The following is a 6,141-nucleotide window of genomic DNA, read 5'->3' as shown; positions in this document are numbered from 1 at the left end:
CCCTGAAAGAGAACTAGTTGCCTAGTAAGGACTACGTCCTTAAATTAAGTCATCAGTACTTCTTGACGAAGAGCCCTAAAAGGTAAATACTAGTCATCGATTTCTGATACCACACCGGCACCAACCGTGTGACCACCTTCACGAACAGTAAACTTAAGACCCTTTTCAATCGCAACAGGGTTGATTAATTCAACTGTAAATGTGACGTTGTCACCAGGCATAACCATTTCAACGCCTTCTGGCAAATCAATTACACCAGTAACGTCTGTAGTATGGAAGTAGAATTGTGGACGATAGTTTGAGAAGAATGGAGTATGACGTCCACCTTCTTCTTTTGTAAGGATATAAACTTCACCCTTAAACTTCTTATGTGTCTTGATTGAACCTGGTTGAGCCAAAACTTGGCCACGTTCGATTTGATCGCGGTTAATACCACGAAGCAAGGCACCAACGTTATCTCCAGCTTCACCAAGATCCAATGTCTTACGGAACATTTCAAGACCAGTAACAGTTGTCTTTGTAGGTTCGTCATTCAAACCAACGATTTCAATTTCGTCACCAATTTTAACTTGTCCACGATCGATACGTCCTGAAGCAACAGTACCACGACCAGTGATCGTAAATACATCTTCAACAGGCATCAAGAATGGCTTGTCAGTATCACGTTTTGGAGTTGGGATGTATTCATCAACAACATCCATCAAGTGAAGGATAACTTTTTCTTGTTCTGGATCGCCTTCCAGTGCTTTAAGGGCTGAACCGCGGATAACAGGAATGTCATCGCCAGGAAAATCGTATTCTGATAACAGTTCACGAACTTCCATTTCAACTAAGTCAACCAATTCATCATCGTCAACTAAGTCAGTCTTGTTTAAGAAGACCACAATGTAATCAACACCAACTTGGCGAGCAAGTAGGATATGTTCACGAGTTTGTGGCATAGGACCATCAGTTGCAGCAACAACTAGGATAGCACCGTCCATTTGAGCGGCACCAGTGATCATGTTCTTGACATAATCAGCATGTCCTGGAGCATCAATATGTGCATAGTGACGCTTTTCAGTTTCGTATTCAACGTGGGCTGTGTTGATAGTAATACCACGTTCCTTTTCTTCTGGCGCAGCATCGATATCTGCATAATCTTCAGCTTTTGCCAAACCTTTAGCTGCTAATACCTTAGTAATTGCAGCTGTTAAGGTTGTCTTCCCATGGTCAACGTGGCCAATTGTACCAATGTTTACATGGGGTTTTGTACGTTCATAATGTTCTTTTTCTGCCATTAATGAAACCCTCCTGTTATTTTTACAAGAATAATGTCAGCCACTAGGCAGCAGGCTGACACACCTTTAAAATAGATTATACTACTTCCTCTTGATAATTTAAAGCCCAGTAGTGAGCTACCTCAAGAAGAATCCTAAACCATTATATATAGTGATCCTTGATTTGTAAACATTTATTACTCATCAATTCGAAAAAATAAAATTTTAGTCACTTATTTCTCACTGTTTTGTAATAATTGTTCACTTAACTGTGCTAATTTGGTCTGCCAGTTGCTAATCTTTGAGGTCGTCGGTATATCGTTTGTTTGATTTTTAAACCGGGCGATAGCTAATGCAGCCCATTTGTCACTATCTGTCACAACTGAATTAATAAACGGATAACAAAAAACCATCTGTAATTGAAATTCCTGTGACAACATTTGTAAGGCAATTGGATCTTCTTGCCCCAACTTTTGCTCAAATGCATCTAACACGCCAATCACTCGGTCATTTTTATCGATCGGAATCAATTTTTGACAGTTAACCTCATGCTCTTGTTCATCCAGCCAGTACACTTTGACAGTTTCATCAAAATGTAGCTGCTGTAGCACTTGTAAGATGCTTGCACGGATTACTGGATTAGTGAATGGATCACGCAACAAAAACTTAGCTCCCATTACATACTGTGCCATTGGCAGTTGGTAACCTAGTTCAAACCGTCGCTTTTGCTCATTAAAATTTTCGTCACCTAGATGATAAAACTGTTGTGTAATCAATTTTACCGTTATCGCAAGGTTAGTTAAATCACTTTGTTCATGTTGCTCAATCTCATCTATTGCAATCGCCACCCACTGTGAATTCTCACTAACCAAGGCAAATTGCCTTGCGAAAATAAATTGGTGGTTTTGCAACATCAATGCCACCATCAATTTATACAATTCTAAGGTTGCTAAAAAACTCGCTTGGTACTCATCAGCGTACTGTTGGGCCAATTTATATTGTTGATCCATGTATAAAGCCTCAACCAGTAAATGATTAATTTCAATATCAGCACTGGTTTGATATAGATTCTCCAATATTACACTGGCTTGACTCCAGTTCTTTTTTTCTAATAGCTCCTTAGCTTTAGCCAATCGTTTTACTTGTTCAGTTGTTAATTCATTTGCCATTTTAATCCACCTCCAGTCATAAAATCCTAAATAGGAGTATAGCTCAAACATGGAGACCCATGTGATTGCGCTACACTCCTATCTAATTACAAAAATCAGTTCAATCCATTATTTACTTTCCTGACCTTGCTCTTGTTTCTTTTTCTTATTCATTTTGCGAGCATGCTGGTTTACTTCCATGATCACTGGCAAAATCACTGGATGTCGTTTTGTCTGTTCAAATAAGAACCGATTTAATTTATCACGAACATCCTGTTTCAAATGACCCCAGTCAAACTCTTTGTTGTCTAAATTATCTTGCACAGTATCAGCAACTAATTTAGCGCTTTGATTCATTAATTCACGATTAGTTTTAACAAATACAAACCCTCGTGAAGTAATTTTTGGTTGCGCGACGATCTTTTTCTTGCGGCGATCAATTGTAACCACAACAACAAAAATTCCATCTTCCGCCAATACCCGCCGATCTCGTAACACAATGTTACCAATGTCACCAATCCCGGTACCATCAATCATGGTGTCTCCGACTTCAACTTTTTGGCCCAAATGCATTAACTCGCCATCGTAATTGACAACATCACCTTTGGAAGTAATGAAAATGTGATCCGCAGCAATGCCAACCTCTTCAGCTAATTTGGCATGTGTATTTAATAATCTATATTCGCCTTGAACTGGTATGAAATATTGTGGTTTCATGAAATTCAACATTAACTGCAAGTCATTTTGACTGGCATGACCAGAAGATTGCAAGTCATCTGAAATTGCCTTAACCTGGGCGCCAGATCGATAAATCATATCACGAGTTTTTTGAACTTCGGTTTCCATTGCGTGAGATGGCGTGGTGGTAATAAATGCTAAGTCTGAATCATTTAACTTAACATCCTTGTCGTCACCATTTGCCATTCGTTGCAATGACTTAATTGGTTCACCCATTTTGCCAGTTTCCAAAATTACAACTTGTTCAGGTTGTAATTCCTTGGTGGCCTTAAAATCAATCAATAAATCTTCATCAGGTAGATGCAATTTGCCTAACGACAAAGCAGTCCGTACAATTTTTTCTAAATCATGCCCTGATAAAACAACTTTTCTATCAACTTGGGCAGCTGCATCAAAAATCTGCTGAATACGCAAGATATTTGATGCCACACTAGCAACCACAATCCGACCACTCGTATATTTGAACGTTTCTAAAATATATTCTCCGATATCTTTTTCTCGTTCACTTTGACCCGCATTTTCTGCTCCTGCTGAATCACTCAGCAGAGCTAACACACCTTGACTGCCAATTTCTGCCAATCGAGCTAAGTCAGTTTCATAACCTGTGGTTGCAGTTTGATCAAATTTAAAATCACCAGTATAAACGATGTTGCCCTGATCAGTTTTTAAAACAACTCCTAGTGTCTCAGGAATAGAGTGTGTTGTTTTGAAAAACGATACGGTTACATTACCAAAATCGATTTCAGTTTGGGCATCTACAACATGAAAATCGTTAAATTTGCGTACCTTATCATTAGCCTCAACATTTAATTTAGCTAAGGCAATCGTCATTTCTGAACCAAATACGGGAACCTTAAATTCATCCAAAAAATATGGTAAAGCACCGATCGCATCAGCATGACCATGAGTCAAAAATACACCAGCAACCCGGTCAGCGTGTTCACGTAAATAGTTCCAGTCTGGAATCACAACATCAATTCCTAAGAGTTCGTTTTCCGGGTATTTTAACCCACAATCTAAAATAAAAATCTGTTCATCCACTTCAACAGCATACATATTCTTACCGTTTTCACGTACACCACCGAATGGAATAATATTAATATTACTACTCATTATGTCACCTTGAATCTTTCTATATTTCTAAAATTTTAAATAACTTTGCTTCTTCTGCTTTATCTAAAGCTATGATCGGTAATCGCATGCCGCCAACTTGGTATCCTTGATGATTCAGTGCAGCTTTAACTGGTGCCGGTGAAGGATACATAAATAATGCCTTCATTTTAGGGGTCAGTTCACGCTGAATAGCAGCTGCAGCTTGCCAGTCACCCTTATCTACATCCGCGTACATTGTACTCATTTCATTACCATACACGTGGCTAGCTACGGAAATCACACCCGCCCCACCAATTTCTTTAGTTGCTAAGGCTAAATTATCTTCGCCTGAATAAACTAAGAAATCAGCAGCTGTTAGTCTAACAATTTGGCCAAGATCATCAATATCTGTGCACTGCTTAACTCCAATGATGTTAGCAACATGGCTTAATGTCACTACCGTTTCAACAGCCATTGTTACCCCAGTTCGACCTGGAATGTTATAAATGATAATTGGCAATGAACTTTGCTTTGCGACAGTTTCAAAATGGGCAATCATCCCTTTTTGACTGGGCTTATTATAATAAGGAACAACGACGAGTGCTGCATCGATGCCAGCAATCGCGCCAACTTCTTTGGTAAACTCAGCCGTCGCTTGGGTATTATTAGAGCCAGTACCAACAATCAACGGAACCCGACCATTAATAATTTGGGCGCTTCGAGTAAATAACTCAATTTTTTCATCATGGCTCAATGTCGGTGTTTCACCTGTTGTACCACCAACGACAAAACCCTTTGAACCAGTTTCAATTAAATGATCGATTAAATCTTCTAACCGCTTAAAATCAATTTTTTTCGCTTGATCATCAAATGGTGTCACAATCGCGGTCATTAAATCTGCACTATCAAATGTCATAGTATCTATTTCCCCTTTATTCAATTAACATTATTCCGACTACACGCTGCACCTATATTACCACAAATCTATGGGCTTGCGAATTAGAACCCTTAAATTTCGATAAAATCAAATCAACACTAATTATATGTAAAAAAAAAGCGTGGCAAATATTAATTTGCCACAACTCATGAAGATTAACGACGCAAACCTAACTTTTCAATTAGTTCACGGTAACTTTGCAAATTATTTTTACGTAAGTAAGCAAGTAAGTTACGACGATGACCAATCTTTTTCATTAGACCACGTTGTGAATGAAAATCTTTTTTATGAACACGCAAATGTTCGTTTAATTCATTAATGTCAGCTGTTAAAACAGCAACTTGAACTTCAGTCGAACCTGTGTCACCATCATGACGCGCGTATTCTTTGATAATTTCATTTTTACGTTCTTGTGAAATAGCCATTAGTATTCCCACCTTCCAATAATTTTAGATAACCTAGTTCTAAGTAAAGCGTCGGTGAGGATCGTTAAACTGAGAAGAGGTTTACAACCAATAAACTAATATTAGCCTCCATACAAGATACACGTAACACCACAAAATTGCAAGAACTAACCGAATAATCTTACTATTTTGCTTTTGATTGAGTTGCATTTAACGGACTATTTTTGTATAATGGCAGATGTTGAAAATTTCAGGTCAGATATGATCATTTTATGTGGAGGTGAAACCATGCCAATTATTAAATCAGCTATCAAACGTGTTAAAGTTAACGAAAAAGCACAAGTTCAAAATGCTGCGCAACTTAGCACAATGCGGACAACTATTAAAAAGTTTGAAACAGCTAAAACAGCCGGTGCCGACAATTTGGATGCATTATTTAAAGATGCTATCTCTGCAATTGATCGCGCCCACTCAAAAGGTTTGATCAAAGCTAACAAGGCGGCACGTGACAAGTCACGTTTGTCAGCCCGTTACGCTAAATAATTAATAACTAATTAAAAATG

At 38.3% G+C, this 6,141-nt stretch carries 6 protein-coding genes; 1 reads left to right on the top strand and 5 read right to left on the bottom strand.

Annotated elements, in window-relative coordinates:
• Nucleotides 1-89: 89 nt before the first annotated feature.
• The 5 genes from tuf to rpsO all read right to left on the bottom strand — a co-directional run bounded on the left by tuf (nt 90) and on the right by rpsO (nt 5,599).
• A complete protein-coding gene (gene tuf, locus WDC_RS08700) occupies nt 90-1,280 on the bottom strand; it encodes an elongation factor Tu (RefSeq protein WP_044011473.1) in 1,191 nt (396 codons plus the stop codon).
• 212 nt (nt 1,281-1,492) lie between these two features.
• Entirely contained in the window at nt 1,493-2,428 is a 936-nt protein-coding gene (locus tag WDC_RS08695; protein WP_044011472.1) for a hypothetical protein, read from the bottom strand.
• Nucleotides 2,429-2,536: 108 nt separating this feature from the next.
• Complete coding sequence (locus tag WDC_RS08690) at nt 2,537-4,258, bottom strand: ribonuclease J (protein ID WP_044011471.1); 1,722 nt, start codon at nt 4,256-4,258, stop codon at nt 2,537-2,539.
• Between the two features lie 19 nt (nt 4,259-4,277).
• On the bottom strand, nt 4,278-5,153 hold the full coding sequence (dapA, locus tag WDC_RS08685; protein ID WP_044011470.1) for a 4-hydroxy-tetrahydrodipicolinate synthase: 876 nt from the start codon (nt 5,151-5,153) through the stop codon (nt 4,278-4,280).
• Between the two features lie 176 nt (nt 5,154-5,329).
• Nucleotides 5,330-5,599: a 30S ribosomal protein S15 gene (gene rpsO, locus WDC_RS08680; RefSeq protein WP_044011469.1), complete on the bottom strand. Its 270-nt coding sequence runs from the start codon at nt 5,597-5,599 to the stop codon at nt 5,330-5,332.
• 267 nt (nt 5,600-5,866) lie between these two features.
• Between rpsO and rpsT the strand changes: the two genes are divergently transcribed.
• Nucleotides 5,867-6,121 (top strand): 30S ribosomal protein S20, encoded by a 255-nt coding sequence (gene rpsT, locus WDC_RS08675; protein WP_044011468.1) that lies wholly within the window; start codon nt 5,867-5,869, stop codon nt 6,119-6,121.
• Nucleotides 6,122-6,141: the final 20 nt, after the last annotated feature.

It is taken from the genome of Paucilactobacillus wasatchensis (genome assembly GCF_000876205.1).
Taxonomy (GTDB): domain Bacteria; phylum Bacillota; class Bacilli; order Lactobacillales; family Lactobacillaceae; genus Paucilactobacillus; species Paucilactobacillus wasatchensis.
The sequence above is the reverse complement of the archived record's forward strand: the minus strand, read 5'-3'. Positions and strand labels throughout refer to the sequence as shown.

Bases quoted from the DNA above. Each gene is read 5' to 3' on its own strand.
- tuf (WP_044011473.1), bottom strand. From the start codon at position 1,280: ATGGCAGAAAAAGAACATTATGAACGTACAAAACCCCATGTAAACATT.
- rpsT (WP_044011468.1), top strand. From the start codon at position 5,867: ATGCCAATTATTAAATCAGCTATCAAACGTGTTAAAGTTAACGAAAAA.
- dapA (WP_044011470.1), bottom strand. From the start codon at position 5,153: ATGACATTTGATAGTGCAGATTTAATGACCGCGATTGTGACACCATTT.
- WDC_RS08695 (WP_044011472.1), bottom strand. From the start codon at position 2,428: ATGGCAAATGAATTAACAACTGAACAAGTAAAACGATTGGCTAAAGCT.
- WDC_RS08690 (WP_044011471.1), bottom strand. From the start codon at position 4,258: ATGAGTAGTAATATTAATATTATTCCATTCGGTGGTGTACGTGAAAAC.
- rpsO (WP_044011469.1), bottom strand. From the start codon at position 5,599: ATGGCTATTTCACAAGAACGTAAAAATGAAATTATCAAAGAATACGCG.